This is a genomic window from Streptomyces rubrogriseus, assembly GCF_027947575.1.
In the GTDB taxonomy this organism is placed as follows: Bacteria; Actinomycetota; Actinomycetes; order Streptomycetales; family Streptomycetaceae; genus Streptomyces; species Streptomyces rubrogriseus.
Window position 1 is genome coordinate 7,932,008 of the sequence record NZ_CP116256.1, and the last position, 16,594, is coordinate 7,948,601.

Annotated in this window: 15 protein-coding genes; 2 read left to right on the top strand and 13 right to left on the bottom strand. The window is 74.0% G+C overall.

Annotation, left to right across the window (positions count from 1 at the left end; genetic code table 11):
- The first annotated feature begins 203 nt into the window (after positions 1 to 203).
- Positions 204 to 908, top strand: coding sequence for a pyridoxamine 5'-phosphate oxidase (pdxH, locus tag Sru02f_RS35730; protein ID WP_109035439.1), 705 nt, complete (start codon positions 204 to 206; stop codon positions 906 to 908).
- A gap of 18 nt (positions 909 to 926) precedes the next feature.
- Here the strand turns inward: pdxH and Sru02f_RS35735 are convergent, their stop codons facing one another.
- The 13 genes from Sru02f_RS35735 to Sru02f_RS35795 all read right to left on the bottom strand — a co-directional run bounded on the left by Sru02f_RS35735 (position 927) and on the right by Sru02f_RS35795 (position 15,835).
- The gene (locus tag Sru02f_RS35735) at positions 927 to 1,514 is read right to left on the bottom strand and encodes a hypothetical protein (protein ID WP_174855214.1); all 588 of its coding nucleotides are present in this window, start codon (positions 1,512 to 1,514) and stop codon (positions 927 to 929) included.
- Positions 1,515 to 1,565: 51 nt separating this feature from the next.
- Entirely contained in the window at positions 1,566 to 2,195 is a 630-nt protein-coding gene (locus tag Sru02f_RS35740; protein ID WP_174855213.1) for a TetR/AcrR family transcriptional regulator, read from the bottom strand.
- On the bottom strand, positions 2,183 to 2,926 hold the full coding sequence (locus Sru02f_RS35745) for an enoyl-CoA hydratase family protein (protein ID WP_109035435.1): 744 nt from the start codon (positions 2,924 to 2,926) through the stop codon (positions 2,183 to 2,185). Before Sru02f_RS35745 ends, Sru02f_RS35740 begins: the two co-directional genes overlap by 13 nt.
- Positions 2,923 to 4,491, bottom strand: coding sequence for a 4-coumarate--CoA ligase family protein (locus tag Sru02f_RS35750; protein ID WP_109035433.1), 1,569 nt, complete (start codon positions 4,489 to 4,491; stop codon positions 2,923 to 2,925). Before Sru02f_RS35750 ends, Sru02f_RS35745 begins: the two co-directional genes overlap by 4 nt.
- 28 nt (positions 4,492 to 4,519) lie before the next feature.
- On the bottom strand, positions 4,520 to 5,668 hold the full coding sequence (locus Sru02f_RS35755) for an acyl-CoA dehydrogenase family protein (protein ID WP_109035431.1): 1,149 nt from the start codon (positions 5,666 to 5,668) through the stop codon (positions 4,520 to 4,522).
- A gap of 80 nt (positions 5,669 to 5,748) precedes the next feature.
- Positions 5,749 to 7,593 carry an acetyl/propionyl/methylcrotonyl-CoA carboxylase subunit alpha gene (locus Sru02f_RS35760; protein WP_109035429.1) on the bottom strand — a complete coding sequence of 615 codons (1,845 nt, stop codon included), beginning with the start codon at positions 7,591 to 7,593 and terminating at the stop codon, positions 5,749 to 5,751.
- Positions 7,594 to 7,606: 13 nt separating this feature from the next.
- A complete protein-coding gene (locus tag Sru02f_RS35765; protein WP_109035427.1) occupies positions 7,607 to 9,205 on the bottom strand; it encodes an acyl-CoA carboxylase subunit beta in 1,599 nt (532 codons plus the stop codon).
- Positions 9,202 to 10,878, bottom strand: a complete 1,677-nt coding sequence (locus Sru02f_RS35770) for an acyclic terpene utilization AtuA family protein (RefSeq protein ID WP_109035424.1) — start codon at positions 10,876 to 10,878, stop codon at positions 9,202 to 9,204. Before Sru02f_RS35770 ends, Sru02f_RS35765 begins: the two co-directional genes overlap by 4 nt.
- Complete coding sequence (locus Sru02f_RS35775) at positions 10,875 to 11,687, bottom strand: TIGR03084 family metal-binding protein (RefSeq protein ID WP_167469793.1); 813 nt, start codon at positions 11,685 to 11,687, stop codon at positions 10,875 to 10,877. The genes Sru02f_RS35770 and Sru02f_RS35775 overlap by 4 nt, the downstream gene beginning before the upstream one ends.
- Positions 11,688 to 11,835: 148 nt before the next feature.
- On the bottom strand, positions 11,836 to 13,578 hold the full coding sequence (locus tag Sru02f_RS35780) for a serine/threonine-protein kinase (protein WP_109035420.1): 1,743 nt from the start codon (positions 13,576 to 13,578) through the stop codon (positions 11,836 to 11,838).
- 103 nt (positions 13,579 to 13,681) lie between these two features.
- Entirely contained in the window at positions 13,682 to 14,176 is a 495-nt protein-coding gene (locus Sru02f_RS35785; RefSeq protein WP_109035418.1) for a hypothetical protein, read from the bottom strand.
- A complete protein-coding gene (locus Sru02f_RS35790) occupies positions 14,173 to 14,667 on the bottom strand; it encodes a MarR family winged helix-turn-helix transcriptional regulator (protein ID WP_109035416.1) in 495 nt (164 codons plus the stop codon). Before Sru02f_RS35790 ends, Sru02f_RS35785 begins: the two co-directional genes overlap by 4 nt.
- 193 nt (positions 14,668 to 14,860) lie before the next feature.
- A complete protein-coding gene (locus Sru02f_RS35795) occupies positions 14,861 to 15,835 on the bottom strand; it encodes an EamA family transporter (protein ID WP_164270487.1) in 975 nt (324 codons plus the stop codon).
- A gap of 218 nt (positions 15,836 to 16,053) precedes the next feature.
- Between Sru02f_RS35795 and Sru02f_RS35800 the strand changes: the two genes are divergently transcribed.
- Positions 16,054 to 16,506, top strand: coding sequence for an NUDIX hydrolase (locus tag Sru02f_RS35800; protein ID WP_167469792.1), 453 nt, complete (start codon positions 16,054 to 16,056; stop codon positions 16,504 to 16,506).
- Positions 16,507 to 16,594: the final 88 nt, after the last annotated feature.

The window sequence follows — 16,594 nt, forward strand, 5'->3', positions numbered from 1 at the left end:
GTGCCCGACTCGCGGTCCCGGCGGTCACCCCTGTGATGCCCCGTACGGCCGTCGGTCATCCGGCCGGAGCGGGACCAAGCACCATATCCCCGGGTGCCCCGTTTGGGGAGTGCCTACGGCACTGAGTGCCATCGGGTGTGGCCGCTGGGTGCCGTTTCCGTCCGGGCGGCCGGGCGTCCGGGCGCCCGGACGGATACGGCAGGATGGGCGGCGTGACCGATCGCGAAGCCGATTCCGCCGTCCCCGCCGCCGACCCAGTTCCCTTCGATCTCGCCTCGATGCGCAAGCAGTACCGGGCCGAGGGGCTGTCCGAGACCGAGCTGGCGGCGACGCCCGTCGAGCAGTTCGCGCGCTGGTTCAAGCAGGCGGCGACGGACGGCGGGCTGTTCGAGCCGAACGCCATGGTGGTCTCCACGGCGGACCCCGAGGGGCGGCCCAGCTCCCGCACGGTGCTGCTGAAGCACTTCGACGAGCAGGGGTTCGTCTTCTACACCAACTACGACTCCCGCAAGGCGCGCGAGCTGGACGCGAACCCGCACGTGTCGCTGCTGTTCCCCTGGCACCCGATGGCCCGGCAGGTCGTGGTCACCGGCGTCGCCCGCCGCACCGGGCGGGACGAGACCGCCGCGTACTTCCGGACCCGGCCGCACGGCTCCCAGCTGGGTGCCTGGGCCAGCGCGCAGTCCACGGTGGTGGCCGGGCGGCGGGCCCTGGACACGGCGTACGCCGAGCTGGCGGCGCGTTACCCGGAGGGCGAGCAGGTGCCGGTGCCGCCGCACTGGGGCGGGTTCCGGGTGGTACCGGCGGCGGTGGAGTTCTGGCAGGGCCGGGAGAACCGGCTGCACGACCGGCTGCGGTACGTGGCGCAGGCGGGCGGGGGCTGGCGGGTGGAGCGGCTCAGCCCGTGACGGGTCCCGGCGCCGCGCCTACAGCTTGCCCCAGAGGTACGCCGTGCGGTGGCCGTCGAGGACGGCGGCCAGACGGGCCCGGAAGTCGTCGCCGAGTTCGGGCCAGTTCCAGAACTCCAGGCCGAGACGGCCCACCGCCAGCCGGTCGTCGGTCCAGAGCCACTCGCTCAGGGGGACGGCGCGGGCGCAGACGGGACAGGTCACGTCGGCGTGCCCGGTGTCCTGCCAGTCGGTGATCGCCTCCGAGAAGCGCGGCCAGGCGCCTTCCCCCTCGTCCTCCTCCCCGCCCTCGTCCGACAGGTCCGTGGTGCTCCGGCAGCGGGGGCAGGTGACGGCCTCGGGCTCGTCCTGGCCGCTGTAGAAGACGGTGGGTCCGGTGTGCACGGCGAGCCCGTCGAACGGTTCCCCGTCGGGGTCGTCGTCGGCCACCGCCCGGCTCCAGTGGGGTCCCGGCGGGTGTCCGAGGGGTTGTCCGAGGACGCACACCTCGCGGTCGGCGAGGACGATGCCCTCGCTCACCAGCCACGCGACCGCGCGCTCGGCGAGTTCCGCCGCCCCCGCCTCGTCGGCGTCGAGGTCGACGATCGTCTGGAAGTAGTCACCCATGGCCGGGACAGTAGCGGCGGGCACCGACAGTGCCCCGGTGCCGGACGCCGGTCACTGTGCCAGCGCCGCGTCCAGCAGCCGCGCCCACTGCTCCACCACCCTCTCCCGCCGTGCCCCGTCGTCGGTGAGGAGGTTGGCCAGGCCCAGGCCGCGGGCCATGTCGAGCAGGCCCTGGACGGTTTCCCGGGCGCCGGGGCGGGTCTCGTCGGCGCCGAGGAGGTCGACGGCGATGCGGTGGCTCTCGCGGCCGACGCGGGCCTCCAGTTCGGTGACCCGGCCGCGCAGCTGCTCCTCGTTGGAGGCGGCCACCCACAGGTGCAGGGCGGCGCGGAAGAGCGGGCCGGTGTAGAGGTCGACGAGGGCGGCGACCACCGCGCGCCGGTCGTCGGCGGCGGCACCCTCCGGGAACAGGGCGCGCAGCGCGACGGAGCGTTCCTCGGCGACGTACTCCACGGCCGCGGTGAAGAGGTCCTCGCGGGTCGGGAAGTGGTGCTGGGCGGCGCCGCGGGAGACGCCGGCGTGTTCGGCGACGACGGAGACCGTGGAGCCGGCCCAGCCGCGTTCGGCGAGGCAGGCCACGGCGGCTTCCAGGAGCCGCTGCCGGGTGGCCCGGCTGCGGTCCTGCTTGGGCACGCGCTCCGCGCGGTCGGCCGCGTTCACGGCGCCGCTCACACCACCCATTCCGGATCCCGTCGTTCGAGGAAGGCCGTCATCCCCTCGCGGGCCTGCGGGGAGGCGAACAGCCGGGCCGAGAGCGCGGTCAGGTCGGCCGCGTCCCGGTCGAAGGCCTCCAGCACCCTAGCCGTGAGCAGCCGTTTCGTCTCGGCCAGGCCTTGCGGTGAGGCACGGCGCACACCGTCGAGGACGGGTTCGAGTACGGCGTCCACGTCGTCGCCCGCCGCGGTGACCAGGCCGGTGCGGGCGGCCTCGGCGGCGTCGAAGCGCTCGCCGGTGAGGTAGTGGCGGGCGAGGGCGCGGGGGTCGGCGCGGGGCAGCAGGGTGAGGGAGATGACGGCGGGCGCCACGCCGATGCGGACCTCGGTGAAGGCGAAGGTCGAGTCGGTGGACGCCGCGGCGATGTCGCAGGCGGCGACCAGGCCGAGCCCGCCCGCGCGGACGTGCCCGGCGACGCGGGCGATCACCGGTTTCGGCAGCTCGATGATCCGCCGGAAGAGACCGACGAGGGCGTCGGGGTCGGGCGGGTCGCGCAGGTCGGCGCCGGCGCTGAAGGTGTTGCCGGTGTGGGTGAGCACGACGGCACGGACGCCGGGGTCGTCGCCCGCCGCGGTGAGGGCGTCGGCCAGGCCGTCGACGAGGGCGGCGGACAGGGCGTTGCGGTTGTGCGGGGAGTCGAGGGTGAGGGTCTCGACTCCCCGCGCGCGGGTGCGGTCGACGTGGGCGGCCGGGGTCACTGGCGCTCCCTCAGCTCGCGGCGGAGGATCTTGCCGGACGCGGCGCGCGGGACGGCGTCGACGAAGGTGACCTTGCGGACGCGTTTGTAGGGGGCGACGCGTTCGGCGACGTACATCATGATCTCGCCCTCCGCGAGGTCGGGTGCGGCCGGCTGGCGGACGACGAAGGCGTGCGGTATTTCGTTGCCGTCGTCGTCGTAGGCGCCGACGACGGCCGCGTCGGCGACGCCGGGGTGGGTGAGCAGGAGGGCCTCCAGTTCGGCCGGGGCCACCTGGAAGCCCTTGTACTTGATCAGTTCCTTGACGCGGTCGACGACGAACAGCCAGCCGTCGGCGTCGGTGTGTCCGACGTCCCCGGTGTGCAGCCAGCCGTCCTCGTCGATCATGGCGGCGGTGGCGTCGGGACGGCCGAGGTAGCCCTTCATGATCTGGGGGCCGCGGATGAGGATCTCCCCGGATTCCCCGGCGGGGAGGTCCGTGCCGGGGTCGGTGAGGGAGACGATGCGCATCTCGGTCCCGGCGATGAGCCTGCCGACGGTGCCGGGCGGCGCGTCGGCCATGGCGTCGAGGGGGACGACGTGGGTGCCCGGGGACAGTTCGGTCATGCCGTAGGCCTGGCCGACGGGCGGCAGGCCGAGCCGCTGCGAGCAGGCGGCGGCGAGCCGCGCGTCCAGCGGGGCGGCGGCGCTGACGATGTACTTCAGCGAGGAGAGGTCGTAGTCCGCGACCAGGGGGTGCTTGGCGAGCGCCAGGACGATCGGCGGGGCGACGTACAGGCTGGTGATGCGGTGGTTCTGGATGGCGGCGAGGAACTGCTCCAGGTCGAAGCGGGGCAGGACCACGACGGTGGCGCCGAGCCTGAGCGGGGCGTTCATCAGGGCGGTCAGGCCGTAGATGTGGAAGAACGGCAGCACGGCGAGGACGCGGTCGCCGGGCGCGGACGGCATCGACGGTTCGAGCTGGGCGAGGTTGGTGGCGATCTGCCGGTGGGTGAGCATGACGCCCTTGGGGGTGCCGGTGGTGCCCGAGGAGTACGGCAGGGCGGCGACGTCCTCGGCCGGGTCGATCGCGACGGACGGTTCGGGCGCGGTCGAGGACAGCATGTCGACGAGGGAGCGGTGACCGGGCGCGCTGTCGCAGACCAGGATCTCCTCGACGCCGCCCGCGAGTTCGGCGGCCCGGCGGGCGGTGGACAGGAGCGGTGAGACGGTGACGATCCAGCGGGCCGCGCTGTCCTTCAGCTGCTTGGCGAACTCCTCGGCGGTGGCGAGCGGGTGCACCGTGGTGACGGAGGCTCCCGCGCGGGTGGCGGCGTAGAAGGCGAGGGGGAAGGCGACGGTGTTGGGGCTGTGCAGGGCGAGGACGTCGCCCTTGCGCACGCCGGTCTCGGCGAGGGCGGCGGCGACCCGCCGGTGGAACCGGTCCACCTGCTCGTAGGTGAGGGTGGTGCCGTCGGTGCCGTCGATCAGCGCCGGGGTGCTCCCGAAGGCGGCGGCCCCGCCGAGCACGGCGTCGTGGATGGGCAGGTCGACGGGCGGGACGTCTGCGTACTCGCTGCGGAACACGGTTCCTCCAACGCGGGCTGGTTGCGGCCTAGTACGACTTGGGCAGGCCCAGGGTCTGGTGGGAGACGTAGTTGAGGATCATCTCCCGGCTCACGGGGGCGATACGGGCCACGCGCGAGGCGGTTATCAGCCGGCCGAGACCGTACTCGCGGGTGAGGCCGTTGCCGCCGAGGGTGTGCACGGCCTGGTCGACGGCCTTCACACAGGCCTCCCCGGCCGCGTACTTGGCCATGTTGGCGGCCTCGCCCGCGCCGACGTCGTCGCCCGCGTCGTACAGGTGGGCGGCCTTCTGCATCATCAGGCGGGCGAGTTCGAGGTCGATGTGGGCCTGGGCGAGAGGGTGGGCGATGGCCTGGTGGGCGCCGATGGGGGTCTTCCAGACGGTGCGCTCGCGGGCGTAGTCGAGGGCGCGGGAGAGGGCGTAGCGGCCCATGCCGATGCCGAAGGCGGCCGTCATCACGCGCTCCGGGTTGAGGCCCGCGAAGAGCTGGAGGAGCCCCGCGTCCTCGTCGCCGACCAGGGCGTCGGCGGGCAGCCGTACGTCGTCGAGGGTCAGCTCGAACTGCCGCTCCACGGCGTTGAGTTCCATGTCGATGGGGCGGCGCTCGAAGCCCTCGGCGTCGCGCGGGACGATGAAGAGGCAGGGCTTGAGCTTGCCGGTGCGGGCGTCTTCGGTGCGGCCGACGATCAGCGTGGCGTCGGCGATGTCGACGCCGGAGACGAAGACTTTTCGTCCGGTGAGGATCCAGTCGCCGGTGGCCGCGTCGCGGCGGGCGGTGGTGGTGATGCGGTGGCTGTTGGAGCCGGCGTCGGGTTCCGTGATGCCGAAGGCCATGAGGCGGGTGCCGTCGGCGAGTGGCGGGAGCCACTCGCGTTTTTGCTCTTCGGTGCCGAAGCGGGCGATGACGGTGCCGCAGATCGCCGGGGAGACGATCATCATGAGGAGGGGGTTGCCCGCGGCGCCCAGCTCTTCGAGGACGAGGGAGAGTTCGGTGATGCCGGCGCCGCCTCCGCCGTATGCCTCCGGCAGGTTGACGCCTATGTAGCCGAGCTTGGCCGCGTCCTGCCAGAGGCGTTTGCCGTCTTCGGCGTTGCTGGTGTGGGGGTGGGTCTGGGCGAAGGCCGATACCGCTGCGCGGAGGGACTTGTGCTCTTCGGATTCGATGAGGGTGGTCACTGTGCTCCTTCGGGTGCGGCTTCGTTGTGGCTGGTCGCGCTCACGCGGCGGAGCCGCATATTCAATGCAGCCCCGCGCCCCTACGTCTCCTGCACCACCGCCAGGAGAGAACCGACCGTCACCTGTTGGCCAGGAACGGCGTTCAGAGCCGTCAGTACTCCCGTCACCGGGGCCGTGATCCTGTGTTCCATCTTCATGGCCTCCAGCCACAGGAGGGGCTGGCCCGCCTGGACGGTGGTGCCCTCGGTCAGGCCCTCCGCGACGCGGACGACCGTGCCCGGCATGGGGGCCAGCAGGGAGCCGGGGGCGTGCTGGGTGGTGGGGTCGGTGAAGCGGGGCAGGGCGGTGAGGCGCGTGGTGTTGACGTGGACGTGGTCGCCGTAGCGGGCGATGTCGAAGGGGCGTTGTACGCCGTCCGCTTCGAGGACGACCCGGTCGGGGCCCGCGTGGAGGACGCGGACGCCCTCGGCGGTGAGGCCCGTGCGGGTGTGCTCGTAGCGGACCTCGTGTTCCTCGCCCGCCACGGCGTACCGCTTGACCTGCGGTTGCGAGGGCAGGTTGCGCCAGCCGCCGAAGCGTCCCGCACCGGTGCTCGCGTCGGCGAGGGCGGCGGCCAGCGGCGCGAGGGGGTCGGGGGCCGGCTCGGTGAGGGCGGCGAGGTGACGGTCGTAGAAGCCCGTGTCCATGTGGCCGGAGGTGAACTCCTCGTGGCGCAGGGAGCGGACGAGGAGTTCGCGGTTGGTGACCGGGCCGTGGATCGCGGCGCGTTCCAGGGCGCCGGCGAGTCGGCGGACGGCCTCCGCGCGGGTGGGTGCGTGGGCCACCGCCTTGGCGAGCATCGGGTCGTAGTGGACGCCGATGTCGTCGCCGTCGGTGTAGCCGGTGTCCAGGCGGATGCCGTCCGGGACGGCGAGGCGGTGCAGGCGGCCGGTCTGCGGGGCCCAGCCGTTCGCCGGGTCCTCGGCGTAGAGGCGGGCCTCGACGGCGTGGCCACGCGCGCGCGGGGGATCGTTGTCGAGGGCATGGCCTTCGGCGATCCGGAGCTGGAGGGCGACGAGGTCGATGCCGAATACCGCCTCCGTGACCGGGTGTTCGACCTGGAGGCGGGTGTTCATCTCCAGGAAGTGCGCCGTGCCGTCGGCGACGAGGAACTCGACGGTGCCCGCGCCGACGTAGTCGACGGCACGGGCGGCGCGTACGGCGAGGTCGCGGAGTTCGTCGGTGAGCCCGGGGGCCAGGCCGGGCGCCGGGGCCTCCTCGATCACCTTCTGGTGGCGGCGCTGGAGGGAGCAGTCGCGGGTGCCGAGCGCCCACACCGTGCCGTGGGTGTCGGCGAGGATCTGCACCTCGACGTGGCGGCCGTCGACCACGTACGGCTCGACGAAGACCTCGCCGTCGCCGAAGGCGCTCGCGGCCTCCGCGCGGGCGGCGGTCAGTGCGGCGTCGAGGTCGGCGAGGCGGCGTACGACGCGCATGCCGCGTCCACCGCCGCCCGCCGCCGCCTTGACGAGGACCGGCAGGTCTGCCTCGGTGACCTCGGTGAGGGGCGCGATGCCCATCAGTTCCTTGGCGCGGGTCTTGGACGCCATCGCCTCGATGGCCTCGGGCGGCGGTCCGATCCACACCAGCCCCGCGTCCCGTACGGCGCGCGCGAAGTCGGCGTTCTCGGAGAGGAAGCCGTAGCCGGGGTGGACGGCGTCGGCGCGGGCGGCGACGGCGGCCTTCACGATCAGGTCGCCGCGCAGGTAGGTGTCGGCGGGGGCCGCGCCCGGCAGGCGTACGGCGGCGTCGGCCACGCGCGCGTGGAGGGCGTTCGCGTCGGCGTCCGAGTGCACGGCGACGGTGCGGATGCCCGACTCGCGGCAGGTGCGGAAGACGCGGCAGGCGATCTCGCCGCGGTTGGCGACGAGGACGGAAGTGATCACTGGTTACTCACCCTCACATGCGGAAGACGCCGAAGCCGCCGCGCGCGCCCTCGTAGGGGGCGGTGTGGACGGCGGACAGGCACAGGCCGAGGACGGTGCGGGTGTCGCGGGGGTCGATGACGCCGTCGTCGTAGAGCCGCCCGGACAGGAACACGGGCAGCGACTCGGACTCGATCTGCTGCTCCACCATGGCGCGCAGGGCCGCGTCGCCCTCGTCGTCGTACGGCTGCCCCTTCGCGGCGGCGGACTGGCGGGCGACGATGGACAGGACGCCGGCGAGCTGCTGCGGGCCCATGACGGCGGACTTGGCGCTGGGCCAGGCGAAGAGGAAGCGCGGGTCGTAGGCGCGGCCGCACATGCCGTAGTGACCGGCGCCGTAGGAGGCGCCCAGGAGGACGGACAGGTGGGGGACGCGGGAGTTGGAGACCGCGTTGATCATCATCGCGCCGTGCTTGATGATGCCGCCCTGCTCGTACTCCTTGCCGACCATGTAGCCGGTGGTGTTGTGGAGGAAGAGGAGCGGGATGTCGCGCTGGTTGGCGAGCTGGATGAACTGGGCGGCCTTCTGGGACTCCTCACTGAACAGGACCCCCTGGGCGTTGGCGAGGATGCCCACCGGGTAGCCGTGCAGGGCCGCCCAGCCGGTGGTCAGGCTGGTCCCGTACAGCGGCTTGAACTCGTCGAAGTCGGAGGCGTCGACGATCCGGGCGATCACCTCGCGCGGGTCGAAGGGGGTGCGCAGGTCGCCGGGGACGATGCCGAGGAGTTCCTCGGGGTCGTACTCGGGCGGCTCGGCGCGGGGCGGGTCGGCGTACGCCTTGCGGTGGTTGAGCCGGGCGACGACGCGGCGGGCCTGGCGCAGGGCGTCGGGCTCGTCGACGGCGAAGTGGTCGGCGAGGCCTGAGGTGCGGGCGTGCATCTCGGCACCGCCCAGCGACTCGTCGTCGCTCTCCTCGCCGGTGGCCATCTTGACCAGCGGCGGGCCGCCGAGGAACACCTTGGCGCGCTCCTTGACCATGATGGTGTGGTCGGACATGCCGGGGATGTAGGCGCCGCCGGCCGTGGAGTTGCCGAAGACGACGGCGATCGTGGGGATGCCGGCCGCGGACAGCCGGGTGAGGTCGCGGAAGATCGCGCCGCCCGGGACGAAGATTTCCTTCTGGGAGGGCAGGTCGGCGCCGCCCGACTCGACGAGGCTGATGCAGGGCAGCCGGTTGGCGAGGGCGATGTCGTTGGCGCGCAGGGCCTTCTTCAGCGACCAGGGGTTGCTGGCGCCGCCGCGCACGGTCGGGTCGTTGGCGGTGATCAGGCACTCGACGCCCTCGACGACACCGATGCCGGTGACGAGGGACGCGCCCACGGTGTACTCACTCCCCCAGGCCGCCAGCGGCGACAGCTCCAGGAAGGGCGTGTCCGGGTCGAGGAGCAGCTCGATGCGCTCCCGGGCGAGCAGCTTGCCGCGCCCCCGGTGCCGGGCGACGTACTTCTCGCCGCCGCCCGCGAGGGCCTTGGCGTGTTCGGCGTCCAGGTCGGCGAGCTTGGCGAGCATGGCCTCGCGGTGCGCGCGGTGGTCGGGGTCGGTGGGGTCCAGGGCCGACGGCAGGACGGTCACAGCAGGGCCTCCGGGATGTCCAGGTGCCGGGCGCGCAGCCATTCGCCGAGCGCCTTGGCCTGCGGGTCGAAACGGGCCTGCGCGGCGACGCCCTCGCCGAGGATGCCCTCGACGACGAAGTTGAGGGCGCGCAGGTTGGGGAGCTGGTGCCGGGTGACGGGCAGGTCGCGGGCCTCGGGGATCAGCTCGCGGAACCGGTCCGCGGTCAGTGCGTGGGCGAGCCAGCGCCAGGCGTCGTCGGTCCTGGCCCACACGCCGACGTTGGCGTCGCCGCCCTTGTCGCCGCTGCGGGCACCGGCGACGAGGCCGAGGGGGGCGCGGCGGACGGGTCCCGGTGGGAGCGGCTGCGGGAGGGGTGGTTCCGGTACCGGTGCCGGAACGGCGGTGTCCTGGTCCGGTGGTGGCGACACGCTCACGCGCCGCCCGTCATGGAGGACGGCCACATGGTCGACGGCCCCGTGGGGGACGTACACATCCTCGAAGACCCCATAGGGTGCGCCCTTTCCAGGTGGCGCGAGCACATGGAATCCGGGGTAGCCGGCGAGGGCCAGCTCGATCGCGGCGCCGCTCAGCGCCCGTCCCACGGCCTGCTGGTCGGTGTCCCGGACGACGAGCCTCAGCAGGGCGCTGGCCGTCTCCTCGGTGGGGGCGTCGGGCCGGTCGGTGCGGGCCAGGTCCCAGCGGACGTCGGTGATCCTGCCGAGGGCGGGTTCCATCTGCGTCCGGACCAGATCGGCCTTGGCCTCGACGTCCAGGCCGGTGAGGACGAAGGCGACCTCGTTGCGGAAGCCGCCGAGGCGGTTCAGCCCGACCTTGAGGGTGGGTGGCGGGGCCTCGCCGCGCACGCCCTCCACCCGGACGCGGTCGGGCCCGTCCTGGCTCAGCCGTACGGTGTCCAGCCGGGCGGTGACGTCGGGGCCTGCGTACCGGGCGCCGCCCGTCTCGTACAGCAGCTGGGCGGTGACCGTGCCGACGTCGACGAAGCCGCCGGTGCCGTCGTGCTTGGTGACGACCGAGGTGCCGTCGGCGTGCAGTTCGGCGAGCGGGAAGCCGGGGCGCCGTACGTCGCCGTCCTGGAAGAAGGCGTAGTTGCCGCCGGTCGCCTGTGCCCCGCACTCCAGCAGGTGCCCGGCGACGACCGCGCCCGCGAGCCGGTCGTACTCCGTGGGCCCCCAGCCGAAGTGCGCGGCGGCGGGCCCGGTGACCAGTGCGGCGTCGGTGACCCGGCCGGTGACCACCACGTCCGCGCCGGCCCGCAGGCACGCGGCGATGCCGAAGCCGCCGAGGTAGGCGTGCGCGGCCAGCGTGCCCGGGTGGGCGGCGGTGCGGTCGTCGCCCTCGACGTGCGCGACGCGGACGGGGATGCCGAGGCGCTCGGCGAGCGCGCGTACGGCGTCGGCGAGACCGGCGGGATTGAGTCCCCCGGCGTTGGTAACGATCTTGACTCCCCGCTCGTGGGCGAGCCCGAGGCACTCCTCCAACTGCCGCAGGAAGGTCCGGGCGTACCCGGCGTCCGGGTTCTTCAGCCGGTCCCGGCCGAGGATGAGCATGGTCAGCTCGGCGAGGTAGTCGCCGGTGAGGACGTCCAGCGGGCCGTCGGTGAGCATCTCGCGCATGGCGTCGAAGCGGTCGCCGTAGAAGCCGGAGGCGTTGCCGACGCGGAGCACGCTCACCGGGGCTCCCCCTGCGCCGGGCGGCCGGCTCCCGGCGGGCGTCCGGCTCCGGGCGGCCCGGCGAAGGCCTGGGCGATGTCCAGCCAGCGGTCGGCGTCCGGGCCCTCGGCGGTGAGGGCGAGGTCGGCGCGGTGGGCGCGCTGGGTGGCCAGGAGGCAGAAGTCGAGCGCGGGGCCGGTGACGCGCTGGGTGGCGTCCTCGGGGCCGTACGTCCACAGGTCGCCGCCGGGGCCGGTGAGTTCGACGCGGAACGGCTCGGCGGGCGGGGTGAGTCCGTGGGCGGCGTGGGCGAAGTCCCGGGCACGGACGCCGATGCGGGCGACGTGCCGCAGCCGACCGGTGGGCGGGCGGGTCACGCCGAGGGCGGCCGCGATGTCCAGGCCGTGGGCCCAGGTCTCCATCAGGCGTGCGGTGGCCATGGAGGCGGTGGCCATGGGCGGGCCGTACCAGGGGAAGCGTGCACCGGGGGCGGCGGCGCGCAGTGCCTCGTCGAGGGCCGTGCGGCCCTCCCGCCACGCCGTGAGCAGCGCGGCGGGGTCCTGCCTCGCCCCCTCCTCGGCGCCGTCGTCGACGTACCGGTCGGGTGCGGCGAGCGCCTGCTCGACCAGTGCCCTGAACCCGTCCTCGTCGGTGACCGCGGCCAGGGCGGCCCGGTCGGTCCAGTTCAGGTGCGCGATCTGGTGGGCGATCGTCCAGCCCGGCGCCGGGCTGGCCCGGCGCCAGTCTTCGGGGCTCAACTCGGCCACCAGGGCGTCGAGTTCCTCGCTCTCCTCGCGCAGGTCGTCGATCACGGGTGTCGGGTCGGACACGGTCGCTCCCCTCGGGCACGGCGGCGTGCGGCGCGGTGTGGTGAGGAGCATGGCAGGGCGGTGATTAACAATCAAGCATGCTTGCATGATTTTACGACGGGCGGCCGCCCGGGGAGCCGTCGGTCACGACGTCTTCGGGCCCGCGCGGTCAGCCCGCCGGCCAGACCGTCAGATCCACGTCGAGGAAGCCGATGTCCGGCACGGCGGTCGACTTGGTCTGGATGACCATCAGCGCGATGTCGCCGCTGCGGTGCCTGACGCAGATCTCGGTTCCGGCCGCGGACGCGGCCAGGGGGAGCTCGTGCGGGCCGCTCGTGCCGGCCGTCAGGTCGCGGCACGTCTCGTAGCCGGCGCCCGGCTCGCCGGGGACCTGGACGATCACGCTGGTGTCACTCGTCAGCTCGCAGCCCGCCGACTCGCAGCCGAAGCGAACGTCTCCCTTGCGGCCCTTGCCTTCCTTGCCGCTGCGGATCATCAGTGAGTTGTCGCCGGTCAGCAGCGGCACGTAGTAGGCGTGGGCCACCGGCGCCGTGGTCCCCGCCGTGGGGCCGTCGCCCTCCGTGTCCGGCGTTCCGGCCGACGACGCGGCGGCCTCCTCGGCCGGGGCCGACGCCGCCGTCCCCGGACGGGGCGCACCGGAGGCCTGCGCGGACTCCGACGCCGATGCCGACTCGACCGCGTCCCGGGCCCGGTCCAGGCCGCGTCCCGCCGCGTCCAGGAGGGCCGTTCCGGCCGCGATCACGAGGCCGCACGCGACGACGGCGGCCGCCGTGATCAGGACGGCGTTCCTCCGGCGGCGCCTGCGCTCCTTCGGCCCGTCCGGCCGCCGCGGCACGAACGGGCCGCCCAGTCCGGCGGCGCCCGGCCAGGGCGGGGGGACCGTGCCCGGTGGAACATTCCCCTGCGGGACGGTCCACGGCGTGGTGTGCACCGCGGTCGGGATCGGGGCAGCGACCGGAGCCGCGGCGGTCGCCGGCCCCGTGGCCGCGACCGGCGGCGGGACCGTCACCGGCGGTCCCGCGATCTCCCGCCACACGGCCGGACCGGTGTCCTCCCCGCCGTCCCGGCCCAGTTCCCGGCGGCACCACTCGACGATCTCCGCGGGGGTGGCCCGCTCCTCGGGGTCGGTGGCCAGGCAGCGGCCGAGCAGGGCGCGCAGGCGCTCGGGCAGCTCGGCGAGGTCGGGCTCGGAGTGGACGATCCGGTACAGCACGGTGGCGGCCGGCCCGTCGCCGTACAGGGGCTTGCCCAGCGCCGCGAACGCGGCCGTCTGCCCGAGCGAGAAGATGTCGGTGGCCGCCGTGATGGCGCCCGCGGAGGCCTGCTCGGGGGCCATGTACTGGGGCGTGCCGATGGTGGTGCCCGTGGCGGTGTGCGCGGTGCTGTCGGCGGCGAGCGAGATGCCGAAGTCGATGACGCGCGGACCGTCGGCGGCCAGCAGGACGTTGGCCGGTTTGAGGTCCCGGTGCACGATCCCCGCCGCGTGGATGGCCTGGAGGGCCTCGGCGACCCCCGCCATCAGCCAGAGCACGGCGGGCACCGGCAGCGGCCCGCTCCGGGCGACGGCGCCCGCCAGGGAGGGCCCCGGCACGTACAGGGTGGCCAGCCAGGGCGGGGTTCCGTCCGGGTCGGCGTCGATCAGTTCGGCGGTGTAGGCGCCCTTCACCCTGCGGGCCGCCGTGATCTCCCGGCCGAAACGCCGCCGGAAGGTCGCGTCGTCGGCCAGTTCCGACCGTACGACCTTGATGGCCACGGGCCGGCCGCCCCGGGTGTGCGACAGGTACACCCGGCCCATGCCGCCCGCTCCGAGCCGGGCCGCGAGACGGTAACCGGCCACTGTGCGCGGATCGTCGTCCTGCAAGGGCTGGAAGACCTCGGCCGTGTGATTCATCGGTTCCCTCCCCGTGATCCCGATGAGCTGACCAGGTACGCAGCCTATGCGGTGCGGCCGCCACCGGGCGCCGGAGGGGGCACCCTCCCCCGGGGCCCCGCGGTCACCCGTCCGTCAGCGCGGCGAACTCGGCGTCGGCGCGCTCGGTGACGAGCGCGAGGACGCGGCCGGTGGCGGCCAGGTCCTCGGCGGGTATCCCGCCCCAGATGCGGGCGCTGACGGGCGCGACCGCCGTGCCGACGGCGGCGAGCAGTTCGCGCCCGGCGTCGGTGGCGGGCAGGTGCACGCCGTCCTCGACCAGCAACCCCTTGTCCAGCAGCCCGTCGACGACGGTTTGGATGCCGGCCGGGTCGGCCTTGAGGGTGCCGCGCACGTCGGCGACGAGGCCGTCCCGCGTCGGCGGAGTCGGTGCGGTGGCCGCGGCACGCAGGACCACTTGCTGCTGGAAGGTGACGCCGTGCCGGGCCAGGATCTGCTCCAGTACCCCGCGGGCGGCGTAGTGGGCCAGGCCGAGGGCACGGGCGTCCGCCGGTGGCGCGTCCGTGGTCGCGGCGCCGGCGGTCGGCGCGGTGGGTGTGGTGCGGGTGGCGGCGGTCATGGCGTTGTCCTCCGGGTGCTCTCGTCGTTCGGTACGGATGGAGCGAGAGGTGCGTCGAGCAGGGTCGTCAGTTCGTCGGTGAAGGCGCGCGTCCGTGCGGCGCCCAGGCCCCCGAGCGGCTCCAGCAACCGCTGGAGCAGTTCCTGGACCACCGTGATCGCCTCCCGCGTGACGGACTCGCCCCGTTCGGTGAGGGCGAGCTGCACGGCCCGCGGGTCACGGGGGTCACGGGTGCGCTCGATCAGCCCCGCCGCCTCCAGCGCTCGCGCCAGCTTCGAGACGTACAGCGCCTCCAGCCCCGTGTGGTCGGCGAGTCGGCGCTGACTGGGCCGCTCGCCGGCGCGCTGCATGCCGTACAGCGAGGCGACCACCGAGTACTGGGCGTGTGTGAGGCCCAGGGGGGCCACCGCGCGATCGACGGCGACCCGCCACTTGTTGGCGAGCCGCCATACGAGGAAGCCGGGCGTCGCATGCCGTGAACCCTTGCTCATGTGAAATACAGTACATGGCTACTATGTACATGGCTACTAAATTGCCACGGGGACGGGCTACTGAGGCGGACCACCGAGACGGACCACCCACGGACCACCCGAGACGGACCACCGCGACCGGCCGGGGCGGAGCCGCCGACGGCGCCCGGGCGGTGCTCGGGCGGTGCTCGGGCGGCCGTCGGCCGGACGATGCCTAGGACTGCTCGGGAAGGGCCTTCGCCCGGCGCCGCCCCACCTGGGTCCGTACCGCACCCATGCTGGCCGCGATGACCAGGGCGATGGCGGCGGACTGGGTGGCGGTCAGGGCCTGGTCGAGGATGAGGAAACCGGCCGCCGCGGCGATGGCGGGCTCCAGGCTCATGAGGATGGCGAAGGTCGGCGCGGGCAGTCGGCGCAGCGCGAGCAGTTCGAGGGTGTAGGGCAGGACGGAGGAGAGCAGGGCGACGCCGGCGCCCAGCGCGAGCGTCACCGGATCGATCAGCTTCGACCCCGACTCGACGATGCCGAGCGGCAGGAACAGCAGCGCGCCGACCGCCATCGCCAGCGCCAGCCCGTCGGCCTGCGGGAAGCGGCGTCCGGTGCGGGCGCTGAAGACGATGTACGCCGCCCACATGGCGCCCGCCGCCAGGGCGAAGGCGGCACCGGCCGGGTCGAGGCCGTCGAAGCCGCCGCCGCCCAGCAGGAAGACGCCGGCCAGAGCGAGCGCGGCCCAGACCAGGTTCACCGCACGGCGGGAGGCGAAGACGGACAGGGCGAGCGGTCCGAGCACCTCCAGGGTGACGGCGGGGCCGAGCGGGATGCGGTCGACGGCCTGGTAGAAGAGGCCGTTCATGGCGGCCATGGCGACGCCGAAGACGACGACCGTGCCCCAGTCGGCCCGGGAGTGGCCGCGCAGCCGGGGCCGGCAGACCAGGAGCATGACGACGGCGGCCACGGCCAGCCGCAGGGTCACCACGCCGAGCGCCCCGGCCCGCGGCATCAGACTCACCGCCAGCGCGGCGCCGAACTGCACGGAGATGCCACCGGCGAGGACCAGGCCGACGGGGCCGAGGGCGCCGAACCGTCCGCCCGGCGCACCGTCCGGCACGGACGCGTGACCGACGGCGGGCGCGACGGCGGCCGCGGCGGCCGGGGACGAGGTGCCGGGGGTGGCGCTGGAGGTACTCACGGGGACTCCGGGACGGTGGGCGGACGGGCGTCGTTCAGCATACTGCACCGCGCGGTCCAGAGTAATGGACCATGTCAGGCACGTAGCCGTTTTACGCAACTGTCGGGGCCGGGGTGTCCGGCTGTCAACGCGCGTCCGTCAGGCGAGCCGGGGCCGCCCGCGACACCGCCGCCACCCGGCCCAGCCCGGCCCCGCGCCGAGCGGGTACCGTCCACCGGGTGAGACGACTCCTGACCCGCCTCTGGCGCCTGCTGCGCCCCGTCCAGAGCCGCCTGATGTGGCTGGTGAACGCCAAGTTCGTGGTCGGCGTGACCGGCGTCGTGCGGGACGACGAGGGGCGGGTCCTGATGCTGAAGCACCGGCTGTGGGCGCCGGGCCGCCAGTGGGGTCTGCCGAGCGGCTTCGCGCACAAGGGCGAGGACTTCCGGCAGACCGTCGTCCGGGAGGTCAGGGAGGAGACCGGGCTCGACGTGGAGGCGGGCCGGCTGGTCATGCTCAACAGCGGCCTGCGCACCCGCCTGGAGGTGGCGTACGAGGCCCGGCTCCTGGGCGGCGAGCTGCGCCTCGACCCCTTCGAGATCCTGGAGGCCCGCTGGTGCCGCCCGGACGAACTGCCCGAGGACGTCCAGCCGGTGTGCCGTCCGCTGGTGCGGGGCGAGACCGTCCCCTGAGCGGACTCCACGGGGTGTGAGGAGCACCTTCACAACCGTCACCGACGACCCGGCCGTCACCCTCGACGGCTCTGCGCGCCCCGGCCGT

Bases quoted from the DNA above. Each gene is read 5' to 3' on its own strand.
- pdxH (WP_109035439.1), top strand. From the start codon at position 204: ATGGGCGGCGTGACCGATCGCGAAGCCGATTCCGCCGTCCCCGCCGCC.
- Sru02f_RS35735 (WP_174855214.1), bottom strand. From the start codon at position 1,514: ATGGGTGACTACTTCCAGACGATCGTCGACCTCGACGCCGACGAGGCG.
- Sru02f_RS35740 (WP_174855213.1), bottom strand. From the start codon at position 2,195: ATGGGTGGTGTGAGCGGCGCCGTGAACGCGGCCGACCGCGCGGAGCGC.
- Sru02f_RS35780 (WP_109035420.1), bottom strand. From the start codon at position 13,578: ATGAATCACACGGCCGAGGTCTTCCAGCCCTTGCAGGACGACGATCCG.
- Sru02f_RS35785 (WP_109035418.1), bottom strand. From the start codon at position 14,176: ATGACCGCCGCCACCCGCACCACACCCACCGCGCCGACCGCCGGCGCC.
- Sru02f_RS35790 (WP_109035416.1), bottom strand. From the start codon at position 14,667: ATGAGCAAGGGTTCACGGCATGCGACGCCCGGCTTCCTCGTATGGCGG.